Source organism: Paraburkholderia aromaticivorans, from assembly GCF_002278075.1.
In the GTDB taxonomy this organism is placed as follows: domain Bacteria; phylum Pseudomonadota; class Gammaproteobacteria; order Burkholderiales; family Burkholderiaceae; genus Paraburkholderia; species Paraburkholderia aromaticivorans.
On sequence record NZ_CP022989.1, the window covers coordinates 250,156 to 273,673 of the forward strand.

Sequence of the window (23,518 nt, forward strand, 5' to 3'; positions counted from 1 at the left end):
CTCCCGCTCAGTGGGCACCCGCGGCCGCGGCGCTGCCGGCACCGCCCTTGCGGGGTTTCGTCACCCAGATCAACGGAATGATCACAATGAAAATTACGGCCGACAGCCAGAAGATATCGTTCAGACCGAGCATCGCCGCCTGAGCGTTGAGCGAATGCTCAAACGCCGCTAGCGCTTGCTGCGTACCGCCGCCGAGCACGCTGTGCAGCGAGTCGAGCCCTCCAACGAAGGTCGGATTGTTGACGCTGCTCTGCTCGGCGAGGCGCGCATGGTGCAGGATCGTGCGGTCGTTCCAACCCGTGCTGAACAATGACGTGCCCACCGCACCCGCAAAGACCCGCGCGAAATTCGACAAACCCGCAGCCGCGGGAATTTTGTCCCCGGGCAGACCGGACAGAATGATCGCCGTCAGCGGCACGAAGAACAGCGCCGTGGGGATGCCTTGCAGCAGTGTCGGAATCACGAGCGTGAATGTATCGACACCGGTCGTATAGTGCGAACGCATGAAGAACACGCCCGCGAAGCCGAGAAACGCGAGCGTGGCCAGCACGCGGGCGTCGGACTTCGGCATGATCCTCGCCATCACCGGTGCGAGCAACACGGCGAAGATACCGAGCGGCGCGGTGACCAGCCCGGCATCCACGGAGCGGTAGTTCAGATATTCCTGCATCCACTGCGGCAACAAGACGAGGTTCGAGAAGAACACCGCGTAAGCGACCGAGATCGCCACCGTGCCGCCCAGGAAATTGCGTCCGGCAAAGAGCCTCAAATCGATGATCGGATTTTTTTCGGTCAACTCCCAGATCAGGAAGAACACGAAACTGATCAACGAGAACACGGTCAGCGCGATGATGACCGGCGAGTTGAACCAGTCGAGATCCTTGCCTTTGTCGAGCATCACCTGCAGCGAGCCCACCCACGCGATCAGCGAAAGCAGACCGACCTTGTCGATCGGCAGACGCTTTGTCGGCGTTTCACGGTCGCGGTAGATCGCCCACGTCACGCCGGCGGCGAACAGGCCGACCGGGATATTGATGTAGAAGATCCACGACCAGGAGTAACTGTCGGTGATCCAGCCGCCCAGCGCCGGGCCGGCAATCGGGCCGACGGTGGCGGTCATGGCCCATAACGCGAGCGCGGTCGAGCTTTTCTCCTTTGGGTACGAGCCGAGCAGGATCGCCTGCGACAGCGGAATCAGCGGACCGGCCACCGCGCCCTGGACGATCCGTGCGGCGAGCAGCACCAGCAGGTTCGGCGCAATGCCGCACAACCAGGACGACAGCACGAACAGCAAGATCGCCCAGACAAACAACTTGATCTGCCCGACGCGCTGGGTGAGCCAGCCGGTAAGCGGAATTGAAATCGCATTGGCCGCGGCGAAAAGCGTGATCACCCAGGTGCCCTCGTCCACCGAGACACCGAGGTTGCCGGCAATGGTCGGAATCGCGACATTGGCGATCGACGAGTCCAGCACGTTCATGAAAGTGGCCAGCGCCACCGCGAGTGTCGCCAGCGCCAGCTTGCCGCCCGTCAGCGGCGGGAGTGCGGCGGGCTTGGTGGATTCATTCATTTCATCACCCATCATGAGATGCGCGGGTCAGCGCCGTCGGCAGCTATCTGACCAGTCAGTCAATTTGACAAAAAATTGAGGCTCTTTCCTGCATTCAACCGGCACGGCGCGAGGCGTCGCGACGCACGGCGCTCTTTGGCGGCGTGGCTGATGCGGCGACCCTCGAGGCCGGCATATTCTGCGCGATGATCTGCGCGATCTCCGCATCGGCAGCCGCACCGTACTGGGCGAACACATCCGTGCGATACGTCGTGTTCGTCGCGGCGGCGAGCTGGGTGCCCGACTCGTCATGCGTATCCACCTCGGCCTGCATCGACAACCCAATCCGCAGCGGATGTGCGTCGAGTTCACGCTGATCGAGCAGCACGCGCACCGGCAGGCGCTGCACCACCTTGATCCAGTTGCCGGTGGCGTTCTGCGCCGGCAGCACCGCGAAGGCTGCGCCCGTGCCCGCCGAGAAGCCCTCTATCCTGCCGTGATACTTGACAGCGGAGCCGTAGACATCCGCAGTAAGCGTGACCGGCTGGCCGATGCGCATGTGCGTGAGCTGGCCTTCCTTGAAATTCGCGTCAACCCAGACGCCGTCGAGCGGCACGATCGCCATCAGCGGTGTGCCGGGCGCGACCCGCTGGCCCACCTGCACCGAACGCCGCGCGACATAGCCGGTCACCGGCGCGGGCAAGGTGTTGCGCGCATAGTTCAGATAAGCGTCGCGCACTTTCGATGCCGCGGCCTGCACGTTGGGATGCTGCTCGATGGTGGTGCGGTCTGTCAGCGCGTGATTCGCTTCGGCCTGTTGGCGGGCGGCGTCGAGCGCGGCCTGCGCGGAACTGACGGCGTCATGCGCATGGGCGATGTCTTCGCCTGACACCGCGCCGGTTCCGGCAATCGCCTGACGGCGCTTCAGGTCGTCATCGGCGCGGACCAGATCGGCCTCGCGCTGGGCGATGTTCGCCGCGTAAAAATCGTTGTTCACGTACAGGCCACTGACCTGGCGAACCGTCTGACCGAGCATCGCCTCTGCGTTCGACAGTGCGATCTTTGCGTCGGCGGCGTCCAGCATCACTACCGGGTCGCCCTGCTTGACGATCTGAGTATCGTCCGTGTTGACTGCGATCACCGTGCCGCTGACCTGCGGCGTCAATTGCACGAGATTGCCGCTGACATAGGCGTCGTCGGTGGATTGATAGAAGCGCCCCACCGTGAAGTAGTAAGCGCCAAAGCCGGCACCTGATGCGACGATGGCGCCCGCCAGCAGCGCCAGCATCAGCTTGCGCTTACGGGGACTCTCCACCTTGGCGGATTCTGCTGGTTGCGCCGCGGTGCGCTCGGCGGCGGTCGTATCGCTCATTTCAATAACTCCTGGCAGTGTATGAAGGGGTCGCGGCAGTCGCATTAGCGCGCGGCGACGACACGGTTAGTCTGGATTGCAGCGGTGTTCGAAGCTGCTGCCGAGCTGCTCGCGGCGGCAGTGCCGGTATCGACATACCCGCCACCGAGTGCCGCGGCCAACGCGATCTGCTGATCGCGGCGGTTCATCTTCAGGTTCGCTACGGTTTCGTCGGCGGCGAGCGCGTTGGTGTCGGCGTTCAGCACCGTGAGCTGGTTCGTGAGGCCGGCCTTGTATTGCGTGAGCGCCAACTGGTCGGCGCTGCGCGCCGCGTCCTGGGCGGCTTGCGCATCGCCGAGCTGGACGTCGGTCGAGCGGATCTGCGCGAACTGCGTCGCAACCTCCGACAGCGCCGTGACAAGCGTCTGGTTGTAACCGGCCACCGCGTTGTCGAAGTCCGCGTAACGGCCTTTCAATTGCGCCCGCAGTTCGCCGCCGTCGAAGATCGGCAGATGGATCGCCGGACCGGCGCTGACGGTGCGGCTCGCGGCGCTCAACAAGCGGCCGAAACCGAAGGCATCCAGACCTATCGCGGCGCTCAGGTTGATGTCGGGGTAGAACTCGGCCTTGGCTTCCTTTACGTCATGCGTGAGGGCATCGACGCGCCAGCGGGCTGCAACCAGATCCGGGCGGCGGCTGACCAGATCCGCCGGAACGTTATCGGGCAGCCGCACCTCGTCGCCGATACCGAGCGCAGGCCGGGCGATCGCCAGGCCGCGGTCCGGCCCCGCGCCGAGGAGCGCGGCCAGCTGATAGCGCGTCGTGACGATGCTGCCGTCGAGCGAAGCCAGCGCGGCGCGGCTGCTGGCAAGGTTTGCCTGTGCGGTTTTGCGCTCCACTTCGGTATCCAGCCCGTTGGCGATACGGCCCGCCGTAATGCGCTCGATCTGCGCGCGCTGCCCGACTTCCTGTTGCGCAATGTCGCGCAACGCGTACAGGCGGGCGAGCTGGTTGTAATTGCGCGCGATAGCGGACGTGAGCGTCAGTTTGACGACCTCGGCATCCGCCTCGCTCGCCTGCAACTGCGACATGGCAGCCTTGAGCGCCTCGCGGTTCTTGCCCCAGAGATCGAGGTCGTAGGATGCCGAGAGCAACGCCTTGTTTTCCGACTGCCACGAGCCGGCATAAGGCGGCGGGACCAGCGCGTTGGCCGAGTACTGCTCGCGCGTGAACGAGTAGGCGGCGCCGACTTTCGGCAGCGTGCTCGACTTTGCCGTCTCGGTGTATGCGGCAGCGGCGCCGACACGGGCGCGCGCCTGAGCAAGCGATGGACTGCCTTTCAGGGCTTCCGCCAACAGGGCTTTTAACTGCGCGTCGCCGAACTGGTCGGCCCAATCGGCGGCCGGCCAATGACCGTCGTCCGACGGAATGCTCTGCTGGGTAGCGAGCGTCTGCGGCTCGGTCATCTGCTTGTCGCTCGTAATGCCTGCGTAGTTCGCGCACGCCGACAGCACAGCGGCGAACATCACCGAAACGCCGGCCTTCGCCACCCGCCTGCCGATCGCCATTCCATTTAACTGTGATTTCATTTTCTGACCTGTCTGATATATAGGTAAAAAAAATACCGCTCAGTCCGCCAGGAATTTGTTGAGCAGGCGGCCCAGTTCGTTGAACTCCTGCTTGGTAAAGCGCTTCAGACGAACGTTCAAGACGCCCGGTGCGATTTCCGGAAGCTGCGCGGCGACCTCTTTGCCTTTCTTCGTCAGCGTCAGGTTGACCACCCGGCGATCCTCGAGGCTGCGCGAGCGTTCCAGCAAGCCCTTGTTTTCCAGTTTGTCGAGCAGACGGGTCATCAGGCCGGTATCGATAGCCAGCAACTTCGACAACTCGAACGGCGTGGAGGCGATTTCGCCACTCAACGACAGCAGGATGCCCATCTGCTGGGAGGTGATCTCCAGATCCTTCAAGGCATTGTCCATCTCGGCCACCAGAATGTTGCGGGCCTTGTTCAGCAGGAGGCCGATGCTCTGGGCCGGCCGGAAGTTGTCCTTCGTGTAGTGGTTCATCTTCCGCTCCTTAATCGACAGACTCAACAATATCTGCAAAATCAGATATTGTCAAATTACTTGAAAAATATTTTTTGGGGTCAGTCCGTGGGGCATGGAACGCAGCATCACGGAGGGCCGATCAACCCGTCGGCTAGAGATGCGACCTTAGCTGTTCCGCAAATGCGTGAATGACGTCTTCGTCTCGCGACAGAAACATCCATTGACCGACGCGGGTCGAAACGAGCAGTCTTGCCGCGACCAATGCCGCGATGTGTGCCGAGACGGTCGACTGAGACAGCCCACTGCGCGCGAGGATTGCATTGGCCGGCACCCCGCGATCGAGATCGATGTAGCCCGACACAAAGTATTCGCCGGGGGTCTTCAGCCACCTCAAGATCTCGCGCCGGAACGGGTTGGCGAGCGCCTTATGAATCAAATTCTCGTCAACCATCGTGACACTCCTTGCAACACCGGCGCTCATCTTCGTTAGAACATATCCGCGGCACTTTTTTGTCCTACGACCTGAGTGGATGTTCCACACCCGGTTCGAGACGGGATAAAGGGACCGGTGTTCATACTCGCGTAGCTTTGGCCGGGACCCACGATCGGAAAGACATCGGCATTCTCATCGATCATCACCTCGAGGAAAGCCGGCCCCTCAAATTCGACGAACGCTCTCAACGCGTCCTCGAGTTCGCCCGGCGCCTGAACGCGACGCGCGAATTCGAAGCCATCGGCCTGTGCCGCCATCACAAAGTCTTTGCGATGCAGCGCCTTGTCGCTGACAAACATTCGCCCGTCGTAAAAGAGACGCTGCCACTGCCGGATCATTCCATCTCCGCGATTGTTGAGCAGCAGTACTTTGACGGGGATGCCGTACGTGCTTGCCGTCTCCAGTTCGCCGACATTCATCCGGATGCTGCCATCGCCGTCGATGTCGATCACGAGCGCATCCGGCCGCGCCAACTGCGCGCCAATCGCAGCCGGCAGCCCAAAACCCATCGTCCCCATGCTGCCCGATGTCAGAAAGCTTCGAGGCTCGACGAACGCGAAAAACTGCGCCGCCCACATCTGATGCTGGCCGACGCCGGTGCTGATGATCGCGCGTCCGCCTGTGATCTCACTGAGTTTCTCGATAACCCGCTGCGGTTGAATCGCCGGGTTGTTTCGGTCGTAGTTCATGCCGAACCTCCGCTTGAGCGCCACCACCTGGTCGAGCCAATCCGAAGACGACTGCGCCGCCGGACTGTGCTCCATCAAAGACAGTAAGGCCTCTTTAGCATCGCTCACGTGAGTCCAGTGCGCGCGCTTGACCTTGTTGATCTCCGCCTCGTCGATGTCGATATGCGCGATATGGCGGGCAGCGGGAGCGAATGACTCAGGCCGTCCACCGGCGACCCGATCGTCGAACCGGGCGCCCACCGCGATCAGAAAATCGCAGTCTTCAACGGCGTAGTTTGCGCAGGCGGCGCCGTGCATGCCGAGCATGCCGAGAAACAGCGGGTGTTTTGCAGATACGGCGCCAAGACCCATCAGCGTCGTTACGATCGGAATGCCGTAGCGCTCGGCGAACGCCCGCAGCTCCGCGCTCGCGCGAGCCGTGATGACACCGCCGCCGACATAGAGCAGCGGCCGCTTACTGCGCCGCAGGAGATCGAAGAAGGCGATGGCTTTATCGTTTGCCAGATGCGCCCCTTTCGCCACCATCCGCAGACGGTCGGAGTAGCCGCGAAAATGCAGTGCGCCTCGCCCGTGATAGGGCCCCGTCCAGTTCTGGATGTCTTTGGGCACATCCACAACAACCGGGCCCGGACGGCCCGTGCGGGCCACTTCGAACGCGGTGCGCAGGGTCGGCTCGAGCTTCATCGGATCGGTGACCAGAAACACCTGCTTCGCGCACGCCGACATGATGTTGAAGACGGGCGCTTCCTGAAACGCGTCGCTGCCGATCGCGGCACGCGGCACCTGCCCGCAGATGAGGACGACGGGTACCGAATCGCCATTACAGTCCGCGATCGGCGTCACCGCGTTTGTCGCACCCGGTCCGGACGTCACCATGAAAACGCCGACTTTTCCGCTGGCCCGCGCGTAACCGGCGGCCATAAAGCCCGCGGCCTGCTCGTTGGCCGGTACGACAAACTTGATTTGACGCCCGCCATGGGTCGCGTTCCTTTCGTTATGACGAAACACCGCGTCGTAGGTCGGCAGAATCGCACCGCCGCTATAGCCAAACAGCGTGTCGACGCCCTGCTCGGCAAGTACGCGCAGGATAATGTCGGCCCCCGACAGCGTTTCAGTCACATTCGTTGGCGTCAAATCGGCTTGTGAAGCAATGATTGGGTTTCGGGTCATGGTTGGCTCGCGGGCAAATCGGCGCTGACAGGAACAGCAGCCAGAATCAAGGAACGATCTCCTATCCAGTCGGCGCTCATGAGCGGCGCCTCGACAATGATTTAGTAATGCTTCTGGCGAACTCGTCGCCAAGGTCCTCCCGGACCAGCTCCAGGGCCACCTGAATACCATCCGTTATGCCGCGCGACGCATGCAGACCGCCCTCCTTCGAACAGCCTCGATCGCCCGCGGCGCGCACAACGGGATACTCGCTGGACAAACGCCGCGCATCGCGCCAATGCGTAGTCAAAGGGCGATGGTCAGCAAGGCCGGCGCGCGCGATCAGAAAAGCCCCGTTGGACACCGACGCGAACCTTCGCACCCTGTGCCCCGCAGCCTTGAGCCAGTTCACCAGATCATGAAGTTCACGGCTCGACCCGAGGACGGGGCACCCCGGCACTACGACGATGTCGAACCAAACAGGCGCGTCCAGCAGACTGTCGGTCGCGCCCACCGCTACGCCATTCGAGCACAGCACCGGGCCCGCAGACGGCCCCACGAGATGCTGCTCGTACAACGTTGCGCCGCACAGGCGATTCGCTTCGTGAAACACGTCCATCGGCCCCGTCACTTCGAGCAGCCGAAATCCTGCGTACAGCATCATCGCGACCTGCATGCTCCGTTACTCCGTGAATTCACTGCATACGGGCGCCGCATATCTCGCCGCGTCACGCCCGGCGAGGCGGTGCGGGGTATCGCGTCCCTCGACCATGACGAATCTGCCCTTGGTTACAGGTTCTCGCGGCCGGTCCTCCGGCGCGCTGGTGACTCGCCACATCCACGAGACCCAGTCTAATGAGCCGGCATGAGAGAGGAAACACGTGGTTGTCGTCGTGCTGGGCCAATCGATGTGAGATTTGGGCCACCGGCGCCACCTCGGAGTTGTCGCCCGTCGGGTTGCCTCCAGAGGACGCGATGTCAGTCGAGCATGGCCGCGATCCAGTGCGCTTGTTACCCAGACGCAAAAGTAAGTTACCGCCTGGTGCATCCCTGTTTTCAGGCGATTGCGGTAAGCTCGGTTACCGCTCGTCAGTACAGGCTGGCAGGCTTGGTCCGGTCTTTCGGGTAAAGCCAATCGAATCGCCGGTATCGGAAACGGGCCTACTCACTCCATGAAGGTCACGGCATGAAAGTCGCCATTGTTATATTCGATGGTGTTCAGGCGCTCGACGTTGCGGGCCCCCTCGACGTGTTCGCCGAAGCAAACACGATCCTTTCCGAACCGCAGCGATATGAAGTCTCCCTAGTGGGACCTCGGGCCGGCAGCGTGACCTGCTCGAACGGAATGCAGCTTTACGTGCCATTCGGCTATGCGGATCTCGACACGCAATGGGATCTGCTACTGGTCGCCGGAGGGCCGCAATTGCCGGATGCCCAACCGCCGAGTGACTTTCTGGCGTGGCTGCGGAGTCAGGCCCGCAACGCGACACGCTTCGGCTCTGTTTGCAATGGAGCATTCGTACTTGCCCATGCGGGACTGCTCGACGGCAAGGAAGTGACGACCCACTGGGCGGACGCGGGCCGTCTCGCCCATGAATTTCCGCAGGCGAGCGTGCAGCCCGACAAGATCTTCGTTCGCGACGGACGCCTCTTTACCTCGGCAGGGGTAACGGCCGGTATCGATCTGTGCCTGTCGCTCGTCGCCGAAGACTGGGGACACGAACTGGCGGTGCGTGTTGCAAAACGTCTTGTCGTCTATATCCAGCGGGAAGGCGGCCAGTCTCAATACAGCCCCTACATTGGAGCCGGGCGCGACGAGGATCCGCTTATCGGCAAAGTGCACCGGTATGTGACCGAGCATATAACCGATGCGCTATCGATCGAACAACTCGCGAGCGCAGTGGCAGTCAGCCGACGAACCTTCTCACGATTGTTCGCGAAGTATGCAAAGGTGACGCCGTCCGCATTTGTCGAGCAGGTTCGCGTCGATACCGCGAGAAAGTTGCTGGAGGATTCGGATGCACCGCTGAAAACCGTGGCATTCAAATGCGGTTTCCGCAGCGCCACGCATATGCGCACCACCTTCTCCCGGCGGCTAAACGTGACACCGAAACAATACCGGCAGCGATTTCGCGGCGAGGCCAGCAAACAGCCATGGCTGGCTAACAGCGCCGGCAAGCAGGTTGCTTTTCAAGGACTGTCGCATCTGTGACTGACGCCGACTCTCCTCAATCCCTTCCCGATATCCTTGCACCCGGCTTGCCGCTCATATTCGTCGGAATCAATCCGGGTATCCGTGCGGCATCAACGGGCCACCACTTTGCGGGCAGAGGCAACCGGTTCTGGCGGGTGATGCATCTGGCGGGTTTTACTCCCGGACAGATTCGGCCCGAAGACGACCGCACGGTTCTTCGCTATGGCTACGGTCTTACCGCGGTGGTCTCGCGGCCAACCGCGCGCGCCGCCGATCTGTCGCGATCGGAGCTCGAACTGGCCGGTGATGATTTTCGGCGCAAGGTCGAGCGGTACGCGCCGCGGCATGTTGCTTTCCTCGGAAAAATGGCGCTTGCGGCGATCTCCGGCACACGTTCCATCCATTGGGGACTGCAAACAGAGCCATTCGGCGGCGCATGTGCGTGGGTGTTACCCAATCCGAGCGGACTGAACAGGGCATTCGACCTCGATGCGCTGGTTGTCGCCTACCGCGAGGTTCGCATTGCGGTAGCGTCCACGCCTTGAAGGTGCGCGTTCTTGCGCAATGTCCCCGTCACGAAATCCACGAAGGCGCGAATCTTGCCGCTGCTGCTTCGTCGCTCCACATGAAGCAGGCTCACCGGGATCGACTCGGGCTCGAACGACGTCAGGACGGGTCGGAGCTTGCCGTCAAGTACCTCGGGAGCCGCTTGATACGACAGCAACTGGATTATCCCCACTCCGTCGACGGCCGCGAGAACAGCAGCGGGGCCGAGGTCGACGATCATTCGCGGCCGCAGCCTGACCGGTAACCTCGAACCGTTTTCGTTGTACACCCATTCGAGCGGAAGCGAGACGCCCGTGAAAGATACGCAATGGTGATTGGCCAGATCTTTGGGGTGAAGCGGTTCCCCATGCACGGCAAGATAAGAGGGAGCCGCATACGTGCAACGCCGCACGAACCCTAACGGAATCGCGAACGCCGAGGAATCCCCGAGATGGCCGACACGGATCGCGATATCGACGCCTTCCTCCAGAAGCCGCGTAGTTCGATCGACGTACACCGCCTTGATGCCGACGTCCGGATAACGCAGTGCGAAGGCGTTGACCAGCGGAGCGACATAGCGCTGGCCGAACAGCACTGGTGCGGAAACGGTCAACGTCCCTACGGGATTGAGCTGATCGGCGGCAATGTTGGCTTCCGCATCCGTGATGGTGTCCAGCACCTTCCTGCAGGCTTCGAGGTATGCCATACCTGCGTCCGTTGGACGAACCGATCGCGTCGTCCGGGCGAGCAGATGCGTACCGAGACGGGACTCCAGCGAACTGACCGCCCGCGAGACCGCGCCGGCCGACATGCCGAATTTTTCGGCCGCGCCGGTAAAGCTGCCCCGGTCGACAATGGCGACGAACACCTCCATCTCACGCAATCTTTCCATTCCGTTCTCCAACCTGGTCACCGCGTCAACACGCCGCGATTCTATGCGCTGCGATCCGCACGTTAATGATTCGTGTCGCCGAATGGCTCAAAGAAAACACAAAATGTCCCAGGCCAAACGCTTTCCGGATTTCAGAAAGCGGTCGTTCAGATTTTCCACGCCAGAAGAATTGCCTTTGCGGCTCGAAAGAGACTCTTTCGCACAGTGATGGTGATCGGAACGCCGATGTCCGATTGGCTAAATTCACCAACTCATTGGCCCAATAATCAACTAGCCTGGACTCCGATGAATCGGCCAGTCCCGCACAATTACCGCAAGCGCCAGGTATCGGTCATGCGGCAACGAATCCGCCAACGGCGCTGGCTTCGCGCATTCACCACGACGCGTCGTATCGCCAACCCAATGTAAGAGGTACTCATGTTCTCCGCCATGCTTGAAGTTAACCCGAAGCCCGAACAGTTCGACGCCTATCTCGGCATGGCCGGCATGCTGCGGCCCGAACTCGAGAAGATCGAAGGCTTCATCGACAACACGCGCTATGCGAGTCTCACCCGCGAAGGCTGGCTTCTTTCGCTGTCGAGCTGGCGTGACGAGAAGTCGCTCGTGCGCTGGCGCACCACCACGTCGCATCACAAGATACAGCAGGCTGCGCGCGATCGCGTCTTCGCCGACTATCGCCTGCGCATCGGCCAGGTTGTCAGCGATAACCAGGTGCCTGCCGGACAGGTCCTGCGTGAGCAGCGCCTGGATGTCACCGAAACGGGCCGTGGCACCGCCGTGACGCTGCTCGATGCGGCACGCTCGCCGGAGTGGCTCGAGCAGACTGACGCCGAAGGGGTGGCGAAATCACTCGGCGTCGATACGAGCGCACCCGGCCTCGTCTCGTGGGACGTATTCGAGGCACTGATGACACCGGGCGACGTGATCGCGGTGGTGACGTGGCGCAATCAGGCGGCAGTTGAAGCGTTCGAGCGCGATGCGCGGAAGGCGGATGGCTTGCGCCAGCGGAGTATCCGCATCGTCCGTGAGTACGGCATGTTCGATCGCCGCGAAGCGCCGCAATACTTCGAAGAGGTGCAGCGCAAGCTCTAAGGGTTCGCTTAGTTCGAGCGCGGATTCTGGCACCTTCGCTCCCGCGCGAGCTGAAACGGAAAATGTTTAGATACCCTATCGACCATGAGTAGCAACGAGGCCCCCATGACTACTGGCAACCCTTTGACGCTTGGAGCGGACGCACCGGCCATCCCGCGGTCGCGGGAACCCGCTCCTGCGCCCGGGACCGAGGCTCCCGCGCAGCCGGCGCCCAGGCAAGCCGCGCTTTCGCTTCGCCTCGCGGCCGGCCTCGTTGGAATGCTGCTCGCGTCGCTGCTGGCCATTCTCAACGAACAGGTCACGGCCCTGTCGATGGCGGATGTCCAGGGTGCGCTTTCGATCGGTCACGACGACGGAACCTGGCTGACCGCGCTGTTCGAGGCGGCTAACGTCGCCACGATGGTGTTCGCGCCGTGGTTCGGGATCACCTTCACGCTCAAGCGATTTACGATCGGCGCCGTGATCGCGACCATGCTCCTCGGCGTGCTGTGCCCCTTCGCACCGAACCTGCTCTCGCTCTATGTGTTGCGTGTTCTTCAGGGGATTGCCGGCGGATGCCTTCCGCCGATGCTGATCATCGTGGCGCTGCGTTATCTTCCGCCCAAAGTGAAACTGTACGGACTCGCCGGTTACGCGCTTACGGCGACCTTCGGGCCGGCCCTCGGCACTCCGCTCGCGGCTCTGTGGACCGAGTATGTCGGCTGGCAGATGGTCTTCTGGCAAATCGTGCCGCTCGGCATCGTGAGCTGCCTCGCGATCCAGCAGGGGCTTCCGGCCGATCCGCTCAAACTCGACCGACTCGGCGCCTTCAACTGGACCGGATTTCTGACGGGCTTTCCGGCCGTCGCCATGCTCGTTATCGGCCTTCTGCAAGGCGATCGTCTCGACTGGCTCGATTCGGGATTCATTCGCGTGATGTTCATTGGCGGGGCGCTGCTGTTCGCCACCTTCCTTGTCAACGAGTGGTTCCACCCGCTGCCATTCTTCAAGCTGCAGATGCTGTCGCGCCGAAACTTCGTGCACGGACTCACGACGCTCGTGGGCGCGGTCATACTGCTGGTCGGCGTGGCGGCGATTCCCAGCCAGTATCTCGCCAGGGTTCACGCCTACCGGCCGCTGCAGACCGCGCCGCTGTCGTTGCTGGTTGCGATCCCGCTATTGATCACGCTGCCTTTGACGGCTGCCGTGCTGAATCTGCGGCGGGTCGACCACCGCTGGGTCATGGCCATTGGACTGAGCCTGATGCCCGCTACGTGTCTGATGAATAGCTTCATCACGTCCGAGTGGATTCGCGACAATTTCTACTGGTTTCAATCCATCCAGATCGTGGCGCAACCCATGGTGATTCTCGCGATTTTGATGGGCGTGACGACGGGCTTGCCGCCCACGGACGGCCCATTCGCTTCAGCGATGTTCAACTCGCTCAAAACGTTTTCCGCGGCTGTGGCGACGGGTCTGATCGAAGGCCTGGGTACGGATCGCGAACGTCTTCATTCGAACATGCTCGTGGACCATTTGGGCAACCACGCGCTGGTGGCCAGCCAGAGCGTCGACGCGGCTCACGGTCTCGGCGAACTCGCCCACCGGATCCACGAGCAGGCAGTGGTACTGACCTCGGCGGATCTTTATCGCGTGATGGCAGGTGTGGCCATCGCACTTCTTTTCCTCGTGCCAGTGTTGCCCGTGCGTATATACCCGCCGTGGAGCACTACGCCGCCCTCTTCCCATTAAGGGCCGATATCATGTCATCCATTGCTCGATCTCCCCTCAAAATCATTCGTGTTGCCGCGCTGGTCGTCGCAGCAGGCGTTGGCGCATGGGCTTGCTCAAGCCTGGCAGGCGGCTCGAATACCGAATCCACCAACGACGCTTATGTCGAGGCCGATTTCACGCTCGTCGCGCCGCGTATCGCCGGCCAGATCTCCGACGTATTCGTCAACGACAACCAGGCCGTCAAGGCTGGGCAATTGCTGGTCCGCATCGACGACCGCGACTTCCGCGCCGCGTTGCTGAGCGCCGAAGCGGACGTGGCCGCGGCGAAGGCCTCCGTCGCGAACTTCGACGCCGAGATCGCACGCCAACCGTCGCTGGTCGAGCAGGCGCGTGCGACGCTCAAAGCCGACGACGCGTCGATCGCGTTTGCGCGAGCCAACGCCGCGCGATACCAGAACCTCTCGGACGCCGGTGCTGGCACGGCGCAGGAACAACAACGCACTTCGAGCGCGCTCGCCGAGCAGCTCGCGCAGCAGGCGCACGATCGCGCCGTGCTGGCGTCGACCGAGCAGAACCTGGACGTGCTGCGTACCCAGCGCGATAAGGCAGCCGGCGCGCTCGCACGCGCCGCGGCGGCGCTCGAGCAGGCGAGGCTCAACCTGTCCTACACGGAGATTCATGCGCCGGTGGACGGCAAGGTCGGGCGGCGTTCCGCGCGGGTCGGCGCATTCGTGACGCCAGGCGCGGCGGTTCTCGCGATCGTGCCGCTTTCCGACGCCTATGTCGTCGCCAACTTTCAGGAAAACCAGATCACCCACATGCGGCCCGGCGAAAGCGTGCGGATCAAGGTCGACAGTTTTCCCGGCGTGGTGATCCGCGGCCGCGTCGACAGTCTCGCTCCCGCAACCGGCGTGAGCTTTGCGCCGATCGCGCCGGACAATGCGACCGGTAACTTCACCAAGGTCGTGCAACGCGTGCCTGTCAAGATCACCATCGACCACGCTCAGGAGGCGGCGGCCGCGCTGAGCGTGGGGCTTTCCGTCGAAGCGGAAGTCGCCGTCGGCCAGCATGCCGATACGCTGGCCGAGGCAGGAGAAAGAAAATGAATGCGAACGGCTTCTCTTTTCGCGCGTTGGCGTTGGAAATATTGGCGTGTCTGGTGATAGCGGGCTGCACCGTCGGACCGGATTTCGAGCGTCCCACGACGTCCACGCCGACGCAGGTCTTTGATCGCACCCAGACTGCGCAAGCATCGAGCAAGGCCGTCGAAACCGGACTCAATCCGGATTGGTGGACGCTATTCAACGACCCCACGCTGAACGCGCTCGAACAGCGACTGGCCGACGCGAACCTCGATGTGGCCGCGGCGTCGGCGCGCCTTCGTCAAAGCCGGGCCGAACAGCGTGTTGCAGGCGCCGCCGAATATCCCACGCTGGAAGGCGCTGCCTCATACAACCGCGAGCGCGGAAGCCCGAATGGCATTTTGTCGCTGCTCGGGGTCAGCCCGACCCAAAGCCAATCGCAATCCGCTTCGGGCGGTACGCCGCTCGGCGTGGCGCCGTTGCCGGGATCCAAGGGTTCACCGGCCTACAACCTCTATCAGTTCGGCTTCGATGCGTCGTGGGAAATCGATATCTGGGGCGGAGTTCGACGCGGTGTGGAGGCCGCGTCCGCCCTCGCGGATGCCTCGTACGAAGACCGCAATGCCATCTTGCTGTCTGCCCGTGCCGAACTCGCGCGAGACTATATCGAGTTGCGCGATACACAGTCGCTGCTGCGAATCGCGCGGCAAAACCTGGAGATTGCCCGCAATACCGCGAAACTCACGCAGGTACGGGTGCACGAGGGTGTGACGACGGAGCTGGACGTGGCCAACGCTTCTGCGCAGGTGGCGTTGATCGAGAGTCTGATTCCGACGCTCGAATCGCGAAGCGAGACCACGATCAATGCGATCGGCGTATTGCTCGGCGAGGAGCCTCGCGCACTCGAGCAAACGCTCGGCGAAGCTCACGACGAAGCTCACGACGAAGCGCACGACAAAGCGCACGACAAAGCGCACGACGTGCCCGATCTACCCGGACAGGTGCCGATCGGTTTTCCGTCGGAACTGGTGCAGCGCAGACCCGACATCAGGAAGGCGGAAGCGCAGTTGCATGCGGCGACGGCCTCAATCGGCATGGCAAAAGCGGACTTCTATCCGCGCATATCGCTTAACGGCAGCGCGGGTTTCCAGAGCCTTCAGCTTTCGAGTCTCGCCAACTGGGCGTCCGGTCAGTTTGTCGTCGGTCCGTCCATCACGATGCCGATTTTCGAAGGCGGCCGCCTCAAGGGGACCTTGAACCTGCGCGAAGCACAACAACAGGAAGCCGCGATCGTGTACAAACACACCGTGCTGGAGGCGTGGCGCGAGGTGGACGATGCACTCGTCGTCTACGACGCCGAGCAACTACGCCGCGATAAGCTGACCACGGTGGTGGCGCTCAACCAACGCGCGCTTTCGATCGCGCAGCAGCGCTACAAGGCCGGGGCACTCGACTATCTGGACGTGCTGAACGTGCAGAAACAACTACTCGATGCCGAGAGCAACTTCGAACAAAGCAAGGCGAGCGCAGCCGCGAATCTGATCACGCTCTGCAAGGCGCTTGGTGGCGGGTGGGAGTCGACTTACGGCAATCCATACGTCTCGCGTTGATGCGGGAGCGTCGACAGCCGCGTGATGTTCGCCGGCGTGGCGCGTTCTCACCGCCATCCTGTTCAACGCGGAAACGTCGCGCAAGGCGAGGTTGAAGGTCGTTTTCGACGACCCGACCTCGCTTCTTTCTGGCGTGCCTCCGGCAGCCCGCTTGCCCCAAGCTGCAGTCGTGCCGGCTGCCTGACAAGCTCGCTCCGCTGTCGAGCCTGGTAGGCAACATATCGTCCGGCGTGACAGATTCACGATCTGCCGTGATGGCCGGGAATCGGCGAAAAGTGACCCAAAACCATCACAGTTCGCGCATCGGTACGAACCCATAAAACCTAAACTGTCCTTACCAACAGTCAGGAGACTGCTGGTCCTGGCGGGCACAGGGATCTGGTGACTTGAGTCACGGGGTCTTGCACAAGTTGACGCGAATGGCGTGGCGCGGAACCGGGCCTCGTTTCGCATCTGGATGCTGTCTTCGTGTACCTGTGAGGCATTGGCGCGGCCAATGCGGCAACGGGAGCTGCCCTGGGTCAATTCGTGGCGGATATCGGGCATCAGCCCGGCTGAGGACAGAGTCATCATGATGATGCGCAACCGGAGTACCTCCTTCCTGTTTGGGGGCAACGCTCCTTATGTCGAGGAGCAATACGAGGCCTACCTTGCCGACCCGAACACGGTGTCGGAAGAATGGCGCGGCTATTTCGACGCATTGCAGGGTCTGCCGGCCGTAGATGGATCAGACACCGGCGACGTTGCGCACGCGCCGGTCGTGTCCCGCTTTGTCGAGTTAACCAGACAGGCTCGCACTGGAGGACGTTCGGAGACCGACGTACTCCGCTTCGCCCGGAAACAGGTCGCCGTGCAGGCGCTGATTTCGGCCTACCGCATGGTCGGCACCCGTCATGCGCATCTGGATCCTTTGCGCTGGACCGCGCCGGCGCCAGTGCGGGATCTGAACCCTGGCTACTACGATCTGTCCCACGCTGACATGAACACGAAGTTCAGCATGTCGGGCACCTATTTTTCGGACGAAGACGCGACACTTGGCGATCTGGTGCAGGCACTGACAGAAACCTATTGCGGCACGCTGGGCGCCGAGTTCATGCATCTGGCCGACCCGGATCAGCGCAACTGGTGGCAAATGCGTCTTGAGTCTTCGCGTTCGAAAGCGATCCTCGATACCGGTGACAAGCTGCATATCCTCGAACGGCTGACGGCTGCCGAGGGCCTGGAAAAATATCTCCATGCCCGCTATGTCGGCCAGAAGCGCTTTTCGCTGGAAGGTGGCGAGTCGCTTATCGTCCTGCTGGACGAGCTGGTTGCCTATGGGGCCACGAAGGGGATCAGGAGCTCGATTCTCGGCATGGCGCACCGCGGACGTCTGAATGTTCTAGTCAACATTGTCGGCAAACCGCCGGCCGCGTTGTTCGACGAGTTCGACGGGAAAACCGCGCATCTTCTTCCGGCGGGCGACGTCAAATATCACAAGGGCTTTACCGGCTTGCTCCCGACTGCGACGGGGCCGGCAGAAGTGACGCTCGCGTTCAACCCGTCGCACCTCGAAATTGTCAATCCGGTGGTTCAAGGGATCGCTCGCGCGCGCGCCGAAGCACTGGGGCAAGGCACGGGTGCGGTTCTCCCCGTGGAGATCCATGGGGACGCCGCGGTTTCCGGGCAAGGCATCGTCATGGAGACGATGAACCTTTCGAACACCAGGGGCTACGGCACGGGCGGCACGATACATGTGGTCGTGAACAACCAGGTTGGCTTCACCACATCGGACCCGCGAGATGTGCGGTCGTCTTTCTATTGCACCGATATTGCCAAGATGATCGAGGCACCGGTCCTGCATGTGAACGGCGACGACCCTGAGGCGGTGGTGGCGGCAACACGCCTTGCAATCGACTTTCGTGCGATGTTCAAGAAGAGCGTGGTGATCGAACTGGTTTGCTTCCGCCGGCATGGTCACCAGGAGCAGGATACGCCCGCCATCACCCAACCGTTGATGTATCGCTCGATCGCAGGTCATCCGGGGGTCCGCGCGCTCTATGCACGGAAGCTGGTGGACGAGCGGGTCGTAACGTCGGAAGACGTCGAGAAGTATGTCCACGACTACCGTGAACGTCTCGACGCCGTGCGAACCAGCGAAGAGAAGAAGCCGGTCAATAAAGCGAACGAAGAGGTGACCTGGCCGCAGTTGCTCGATGGAAACGTTGGGCGCATTTACTACGCGGCCCCGCTGCCAGACCTCGTTCAAAAGCTCGCCCTGAAGATCACGAGCGTGCCCGGACAGTACGCGCTGCATCCGCTCGTTGGCAAAGTGATGAGTGCCCGGCGCGAGATGGCCGAAGGCAAGCGTCCATTGGACTGGGGTATGGCAGAACATCTCGCTTTCGCTTCACTTCTCCGCGCCGGCATAGACGTGCGCTTAAGCGGGCAAGACAGTGAACGCGGCACGTTCAGCCATCGTCACGCGGTGCTTCACGATCAGAAGCGGTCGATTCGGGGAGAAGGAACGTATGTCCCGCTCGAGAATGTGTCGGACGACCAGGGACGATTTTCCGTCACCAACTCGGTTCTGTCGGAAGCCGCGGTGCTGGGTTTCGAGTACGGATATTCCGTTGTTCGACAAAACTCGCTCGTACTGTGGGAAGCACAGTTCGGCGACTTCGCGAACGGCGCTCAGGTTGTTATCGACAACTTCCTCTCAGCAGGCGCTGCAAAGTGGGGGCAACATAGCGGGTTGACGATGTTGCTTCCGCACGGTCAGGAAGGCGAAGGTCCGGAGCACGCGTCCGCCCGCCTCGAGCGCTACCTGCAGCTTTGCGCACAGGACAATATGCGGGTCTGTCAGCCCACGACGCCGGCTCAGATTTTCCACCTGCTGCGGATGCAGGCAGTGCTGCGCGATCGCGTTCCGCTCATTGTGATGACGCCGAAGTCGCTTCTGCGTCACCCGGAAGCGGTCAGCACCCTGGAGGATCTCGCTCAGGGCCGATTCAACGAGATTCTCGGCGAATCGCCCACGCTGGAAGCCGCGGCCAGGGTCGACCGCGTCATCCTGTGTTCGGGAAAGGTCTACTTCGAGCTTCTGGAGCGTCGGCGCAAGGCTCAAAAAGACAACATCGCATTGATTCGCGTTGAACAGTTGTACCCGTTTCCCGCGAAGCCGATCAGTTCGGAACTGCAGCGCTATCCGAATCTGAAAGAGGTCGTATGGTGTCAGGAGGAGTCAAAAAACCAGGGAGCGTGGAGTTTTGTCTTGGAGCCGCTGCTGGAATTGGTGAAGGCACCCGCCGCGCTGCGCTATGTCGGACCTGAGGCAACCGCTTCGACCGCACCGGGTTATCGGTCGATGCATGTTGCGCGTCAGGAAAAGTTCCTGCACGCAGCGATCGACGAGTAAGGCGGCTGCAAAGAAGGCGAGCCGGAGACGATGCCGCTGACTCGCCGTCGTTGGCAGGTTCACGGGGGCACGGATCCGCGGTTGCGCGCCCCCGTTTCTTAAGCGCGTGCCTTCCGCTCGCCTGCGCCTCTTAAAACCGGGTTCGCAATCCGACCGTTCCGACCACCTGGTTTGCGGTCGACGACGCGCCTCCCGCGGTATTGACAAACGCAACGTACTGCTTTCCGCTCACGTGCTGAAACATGCCTTCCGCGTAGACATCAGTTCGCTTCGAAAGCGAATAGATCAGTTGCGCATTCACCTGATTCCACTTCGGGTCCGCGCCGTAAGTCGTTGTGCGGGAGACATGACCGTCCGTGTAGACATAAGCCACACCCAGTTTCAGCGCCGGCGTCAGCGCGTAACGGCCGTTGACTTCGAAATTGTCGAAGCGCACGGTGCCGCCTGCCGACCCGAACGACTTCGTACCTTGATACTGGCTATGTGAATACACGAAGCCAAGCACAGCCGGACCAAACGCGTAGTTCACGCCAGCGGCGGCCACGCGCTGCACATCCGCGCCGAGCAGGAAGCCGCCGGTGCCGTTGGCGGTCGATTCGGCCGTATCGATTGCGCCGGATGTATTCGTGCTATTCGATCCGTTGATCTGAAGATAGCTGGCTGCAAAGTTCAACGGCCCGTTCCCGTAACTTGCGCCAACGCTGTATGCGCGGTTCGAACTGAAGTCCGTGCTGTTGGAGAATGCGTATAGCCCGCCGAACTTCAAACCTGCCATGCTGTGGCTGTTGAACTTGACGGCGTTGTTGATACGGACAGAGTAGTCCAGATTATCGTTGTCGAATGGATGCGCGAAGCCGGTCTTCCCGAACGTCGACGCCACTTCGGATAACGGCGCGACGAAGTCGACACCCGAGTCGTACTGGCGACCGAGGGTCAGCGTCCCGTACTGGGCCGAGTCGATACCGACATAGGCTTGACGGCCGAACAGGCGATTGTTCTGTCCGAGCTTGCCGTTCTGGATGTTGAAGCCGTTCTCGAGCACGAAGATCGCACGGAGTCCGCCACCCAGGTCTTCATTGCCGCGCAGGCCAAACTGGCTACCGTTGATGTTGCCGCTCGTCGCCTGAACGAGAGAGCCTGCCGACGAGCCTTTCTTGACGTTATTCGTGTACATGAGTCCGGCGTCAATCAGGCCGTAGAGGGTGACGGAATTCTGGGCATGCGCCAGCGGAGCGATCAGGCTCGCCGCGATAGTGGCGCCCAGGAAGAGCTTCTTGGTCAAAGTCGACTCCGGGGTAAAGGTAAATTGGCAAGTTGTGCCTTGAGTGGGAGTCGATGCTAGAAGTCTGTCTGCTGCAACGGAACTGATCTCTTGTCATATGCAAATCGTCGATTGTGTTATTGGCTAAGGGACGAAGTTGTCGGAGTGCCTGTATGGAACGGCATCCTAACTATCTTCAAAGGTAGCGAGAATATGGCGACAACCCTTGCCAGGCTTGGTTTTGCAACTGATCGCCCGGTCGCTCGCAAGGCGCCGCAAACCGTGAGCAAACAGACTCTCAGTGGTCTTCCCGCAAACAGGCTCACGGCGATTCATCCATGTCGTGTAACAGACCCTTCCAATTCACGACACGGATCTGCGCGGCGAAGACACTTTAATCGCCCGCCGCGGAGCGCGGCTCATCAGCGAATCCGCGTCTAACGGATAGTCTGCGTGCGTGAATTCATCCCCTCTCGCTCGAGCCATGAGCGAAACAGCACGACCAGCTCATCCGCGGACTTGCCGTCCGGAACGTACGTGCAATAGCTGCGCGACGGCAGACGAGGGCCGGCAAACGGCGTGACGAGCCGGCCGGCCGCGAGATCGTCGGATACCAGCGCGGTGGGTCCCATCGCGATACCGATCCCGTCGATCGCAGCCTGCAACGTCAGATAGAAGTGGTCGAAGGTCAGCGCGGCAGCCGGCCTGAGTGCGGGAATCTTTGCGCTTGCCAGCCAGTCCGGCCAGAGCCGAGGAAGGCTCGATGTGTGCAGCAACGTATGCTGCCGCAGATCGTCCGGAATCCGAAGTGGCAGCCGCTGCAACAGCGCGGGACTGCACACCGGGACGCGCTCCTCGGACAGGAAAGGCCGCATCGAATAGCCATAGAACGTGTCCGGGCCACCCCGTATGACGATGTCATAGACATCTTTCAGACTCTCCACCGACTCGTTGGACGTCTCCACGTTGACGTCCACGTCGGGATGCCCGGCGCGCAAGGTTGCCAGTCGCGGTACCAGCCAGCGCAACGTGAATGTCGCGGGCGCATTCACCGACAGCGTCCGGGAAACAGTCTCGGGGAAGCCATATCGCGCCGTTGCCTGCGACAACTGCTCGAACAAAGGACCAATTTGCACCAGGTAGAGCCGCGCCGCGGGAGTGAGCACCACGCGCCGGTTGTGCCGTTCGAACAGCGGGGCGCGCAGCCACTCCTCGAGCAGACGCACGTGCTGACTCACCGCACCGTGAGTCACGTGCAACTCGGCTGCCGCTTCCTTGAAGCTGCCAAGACGGCCCGCGGCCTCGAAGGCACGCAACGCATTGAGCGGAGGCAATAGCCGTTTCATTCACGAGAGTTTATCTATCACGAAGACCGAATTTATCTGGTTTGCGGGACCGCGACAAGATAGATATCCTGCTTGCTACGCGCTGATTCGAACATCGACAGCCAAAAGACGGCCGGCGAAGACCCGGAAAGGCCGCTTCTGCCGATCCGCTGCGCCGCGCGTCGATCGGTGGCGTTGTACGCGCGAAGCACACATCTTCCTAACCCTTGCCTGCCCAGCTCACCAATGCTCAGCTACACCGGCGGTCTCGTTCTCCTTGCCGCCCTGCTCCATGCAAGCTGGAACGCGATGCTGCACGGCAACCGCGACCGGTTTCTGTCCATGACGTGGATGAGCATCGCCATCGCGGCGGTGGCCACGCTCGTGGTCCTGTTCACGCCGCGGCCGGCCGCCGCGGCCTGGCCGTACATCGTCGCATCGGGGCTCGTGCATATCGTCTACAACGTCACGCTCGTGCGGGCGTACCGCCGCAGCGATCTGGCGCAGGCATATCCGGTCGCGCGCGGTTCGTCGCCGCTGCTCGTCACGCTCGGCGCGGCGCTCTTCGCGCACGAGTCGATCGGCCCCGTACACGCGCTCGGGATCGTGATGATCTCGGGCGGCATCATGGCGATCGCGCTGCAAGGCGGACGCGTGTCGCGGGCAGGGGCGCTGGCCGCGCTGACGACCGGCGCGACGATCGCGCTCTACACCGTGATCGACGGCATGGGCGTGCGCTTATCCGACGGCCGGGCGCTCGCCTACACCACGTGGATGTTCCTTTTCTACTGGCTGATGCCGGTGCTGTTCATCGCGATGCGCGGATTCGCGGCGCTGTGGACACCGGTTCGGGCGATGCCGATGGCCGTGGGCTCGTCGTTGGCTGGCGGCCTCGTGTCGATCGCGGCGTATGGCATCGTGATCTGGGCGATGCAGGCGGGCGCAATGGGCACGGTGTCCGCGTTACGCGAGACCAGCGTGGTGTTCGCGGTGCTGATCGGGCGGGTGTTCCTAGGGGAAGCGGTCAGTGGCAAACGTTGGCTCGCATGCGTGATCGTCGCGGCCGGGGCGGTTTGTCTGGGGCTTTGAGCCGGGCTTTGAGTCGGGCTCTGATCCGGCAGACTCAA

18 protein-coding genes are annotated in these 23,518 nt (G+C 62.0%); 8 read left to right on the top strand and 10 right to left on the bottom strand.

Annotation, left to right across the window (positions count from 1 at the left end; translation table 11 throughout):
- Positions 1–7 precede the first annotated feature (7 nt).
- The 7 genes from CJU94_RS01080 to CJU94_RS01110 form a co-directional block, all read right to left on the bottom strand.
- Positions 8–1,570: a DHA2 family efflux MFS transporter permease subunit gene (locus tag CJU94_RS01080; RefSeq protein ID WP_095420165.1), complete on the bottom strand. Its 1,563-nt coding sequence runs from the start codon at positions 1,568–1,570 to the stop codon at positions 8–10.
- 94 nt (positions 1,571–1,664) lie between these two features.
- Complete coding sequence (locus CJU94_RS01085; protein WP_095417189.1) at positions 1,665–2,921, bottom strand: HlyD/EmrA/EmrK family protein; 1,257 nt, start codon at positions 2,919–2,921, stop codon at positions 1,665–1,667.
- 44 nt (positions 2,922–2,965) lie between these two features.
- Positions 2,966–4,489, bottom strand: coding sequence for an efflux transporter outer membrane subunit (locus CJU94_RS01090; protein ID WP_095417190.1), 1,524 nt, complete (start codon positions 4,487–4,489; stop codon positions 2,966–2,968).
- A gap of 39 nt (positions 4,490–4,528) precedes the next feature.
- Positions 4,529–4,966, bottom strand: coding sequence for a MarR family winged helix-turn-helix transcriptional regulator (locus CJU94_RS01095; protein ID WP_095417191.1), 438 nt, complete (start codon positions 4,964–4,966; stop codon positions 4,529–4,531).
- Positions 4,967–5,099: 133 nt separating this feature from the next.
- On the bottom strand, positions 5,100–5,399 hold the full coding sequence (locus CJU94_RS01100) for an ArsR/SmtB family transcription factor (RefSeq protein WP_095417192.1): 300 nt from the start codon (positions 5,397–5,399) through the stop codon (positions 5,100–5,102).
- Between the two features lie 35 nt (positions 5,400–5,434).
- Complete coding sequence (gene ilvB / locus CJU94_RS01105; protein WP_095417193.1) at positions 5,435–7,300, bottom strand: biosynthetic-type acetolactate synthase large subunit; 1,866 nt, start codon at positions 7,298–7,300, stop codon at positions 5,435–5,437.
- Positions 7,301–7,376: 76 nt separating this feature from the next.
- On the bottom strand, positions 7,377–7,955 hold the full coding sequence (locus CJU94_RS01110; RefSeq protein ID WP_095417194.1) for a DJ-1/PfpI family protein: 579 nt from the start codon (positions 7,953–7,955) through the stop codon (positions 7,377–7,379).
- Positions 7,956–8,465: 510 nt separating this feature from the next.
- On the opposite strand from CJU94_RS01110, the gene CJU94_RS01115 reads away from it, so the two are divergent.
- Together CJU94_RS01115 and mug are read left to right on the top strand one after the other, a co-directional pair.
- A complete protein-coding gene (locus CJU94_RS01115; RefSeq protein WP_095417195.1) occupies positions 8,466–9,491 on the top strand; it encodes a GlxA family transcriptional regulator in 1,026 nt (341 codons plus the stop codon).
- Positions 9,488–10,018: a G/U mismatch-specific DNA glycosylase gene (mug, locus tag CJU94_RS01120; RefSeq protein ID WP_095417196.1), complete on the top strand. Its 531-nt coding sequence runs from the start codon at positions 9,488–9,490 to the stop codon at positions 10,016–10,018. Before CJU94_RS01115 ends, mug begins: the two co-directional genes overlap by 4 nt.
- Here the strand turns inward: mug and CJU94_RS01125 are convergent.
- Entirely contained in the window at positions 9,979–10,911 is a 933-nt protein-coding gene (locus tag CJU94_RS01125) for a LysR family transcriptional regulator (protein WP_095417197.1), read from the bottom strand. The genes mug and CJU94_RS01125 overlap by 40 nt on opposite strands.
- 417 nt (positions 10,912–11,328) lie before the next feature.
- On the opposite strand from CJU94_RS01125, the gene CJU94_RS01130 reads away from it, so the two are divergent.
- From CJU94_RS01130 to CJU94_RS01150, 5 genes are all read left to right on the top strand, one after another.
- A complete protein-coding gene (locus tag CJU94_RS01130) occupies positions 11,329–12,003 on the top strand; it encodes an antibiotic biosynthesis monooxygenase family protein (protein ID WP_095417198.1) in 675 nt (224 codons plus the stop codon).
- 105 nt (positions 12,004–12,108) lie between these two features.
- Positions 12,109–13,734 carry an MFS transporter gene (locus CJU94_RS01135; RefSeq protein ID WP_095417199.1) on the top strand — a complete coding sequence of 542 codons (1,626 nt, stop codon included), beginning with the start codon at positions 12,109–12,111 and terminating at the stop codon, positions 13,732–13,734.
- A gap of 11 nt (positions 13,735–13,745) precedes the next feature.
- Positions 13,746–14,822: an HlyD family secretion protein gene (locus tag CJU94_RS01140; protein ID WP_095417200.1), complete on the top strand. Its 1,077-nt coding sequence runs from the start codon at positions 13,746–13,748 to the stop codon at positions 14,820–14,822.
- A complete protein-coding gene (locus CJU94_RS01145) occupies positions 14,819–16,408 on the top strand; it encodes an efflux transporter outer membrane subunit (RefSeq protein WP_095417201.1) in 1,590 nt (529 codons plus the stop codon). The genes CJU94_RS01140 and CJU94_RS01145 overlap by 4 nt, the downstream gene beginning before the upstream one ends.
- 571 nt (positions 16,409–16,979) lie before the next feature.
- On the top strand, positions 16,980–19,805 hold the full coding sequence (locus CJU94_RS01150) for a 2-oxoglutarate dehydrogenase E1 component (RefSeq protein ID WP_095417202.1): 2,826 nt from the start codon (positions 16,980–16,982) through the stop codon (positions 19,803–19,805).
- 130 nt (positions 19,806–19,935) lie between these two features.
- Here CJU94_RS01150 and CJU94_RS01155 read toward each other — a convergent pair whose 3' ends face one another.
- On the bottom strand, positions 19,936–21,087 hold the full coding sequence (locus tag CJU94_RS01155) for a porin (RefSeq protein ID WP_095417203.1): 1,152 nt from the start codon (positions 21,085–21,087) through the stop codon (positions 19,936–19,938).
- Between the two features lie 416 nt (positions 21,088–21,503).
- The gene (gene gcvA / locus CJU94_RS01160) at positions 21,504–22,412 is read right to left on the bottom strand and encodes a transcriptional regulator GcvA (protein WP_095417204.1); all 909 of its coding nucleotides are present in this window, start codon (positions 22,410–22,412) and stop codon (positions 21,504–21,506) included.
- A 225-nt stretch (positions 22,413–22,637) separates the two neighbouring features.
- On the opposite strand from gcvA, the gene CJU94_RS01165 reads away from it, so the two are divergent.
- Positions 22,638–23,480: a DMT family transporter gene (locus CJU94_RS01165; RefSeq protein ID WP_095417205.1), complete on the top strand. Its 843-nt coding sequence runs from the start codon at positions 22,638–22,640 to the stop codon at positions 23,478–23,480.
- Positions 23,481–23,518 lie beyond the last annotated feature (38 nt).